The 1,297-nt window shown below is 72.9% G+C and carries 1 protein-coding gene and 1 pseudogene; both read right to left on the bottom strand.

The window, feature by feature from the left end; translation table 11 throughout:
• Positions 1-330, bottom strand: a pseudogene (locus SSOG_RS34400) (hypothetical protein); the annotation flags it as partial.
• Positions 327-1,297, bottom strand: a 971-nt coding sequence (locus tag SSOG_RS34395) for a 5-dehydro-4-deoxyglucarate dehydratase (RefSeq protein WP_245606439.1), incomplete at its 5' end; no start/stop codon positions are given. The pseudogene SSOG_RS34400 and the gene SSOG_RS34395, both read right to left, overlap by 4 nt.

Genomic DNA, 1,297 nt, shown 5'->3' with positions numbered 1-1,297 from the left:
GTTATGGGCCAGCACGACCCACGTGTGCACCTCCAGCCCGGCCCCGGCCAACGCCTCGCCCGCCTCCCCGAAGGGGTCGACCCCGGCCACCCACGTCTGCTCGTAGGGCCGCAGCGCACGCCCGGCCCACCGCCCCGCGTCCGGCGGATACAGCACGGCCGCGTGCCGCGCCGTCACGATCCGGTGCTCGGGGTGCCGAGGGGTCAGGGCCCGCGTCGAGTGGTACGCCGAGGCCAGGGTGACCTGCTGTACGCCCAGGTCGGCGATGCGCGCCGCCGCGTCCGGGTCGCCCACCACGTCCCACGGGTACACAAAGGCGGAGGACTTCACCTCACACCACCCTCCCCCACCAGCTCCAAGCCCCGCTCGATCAGCTCGGTCAGCTCCTTCACATGCTCCGCGCTCGGCTCGCTCAGCGGCGCCCGCACCTCGCCCACGTCCAGCCCGCGCAACCGCACTCCGGCCTTGACCAGGGAAACGGCGTATCCCCGCCCCTGGTTGCGCAGTTCGACGAGCGGCCGGAAGAAGCCGTCCAGCAGCCGGTTGACGACGTCGTCCTCACCGGCCGTCAACGCCCGGTGGAACGCCAGCGCGACCTCCGGTACGAAGCAGAAGACGGCGGACGAGTAGAGCGTCACCCCGATCGCCCGGTACGCCAGCCCGGTCAGCTCGGCGGTGGGCAGCCCGTTGAAGTACCGGAACCCCTCCTCCGCTCCGGCCTCCCGCACCGCGCTCACGATCCGCTGCATCAGATCCAGATCGCCGAGCCCGTCCTTCAGCCCGATGATCCCCGGGACCTGGGCCAGCCGGGCCACGGTCCCGGGCGCGAAGACGGCGTTGTCGCGCTGGTAGACGATGATGTCCAGCCCCGTCGCCCCGGCCAGCGCGGTGTAGTGCCGGAACAGCCCCTCCTGGTCCGCCACCACCAGATACGGCGGCATGGCGAGCAGCCCGTCGGCCCCCGCCTGCTCCGCGAGCTTGGCGTACTGGATGGCGAGCGCCGTCCCGTATCCGGCGCCCGCGACGACCGGCACCCGCACCCCGCCCGCGGCCTCGACCGCCGCGGCCTCTTCCACCGCCACGGTGACGCAGTCGTGGAATTCCTCGGGGGTCAGCGCGTGGAACTCCCCCGTCCCGCAGCACGCGAAAACGGCCCCCGCGCCCGCCTCGATGCCCCGGCGCACATGGGTGCGGTACACGGCGAGGTCCAGGGCGCCATCGGGCCCATAGGCGGTCACGGGGAAGAACAGCAGTCCGTCTAGGCGCTCGGCGAGCGATGCCGAGGCTGAGGGGGCTG

The organism is Streptomyces himastatinicus ATCC 53653, from assembly GCF_000158915.1.
In the GTDB taxonomy this organism is placed as follows: Bacteria; Actinomycetota; Actinomycetes; order Streptomycetales; family Streptomycetaceae; genus Streptomyces; species Streptomyces himastatinicus.
This window is presented reverse-complemented; position numbering and strand designations above follow the sequence as displayed.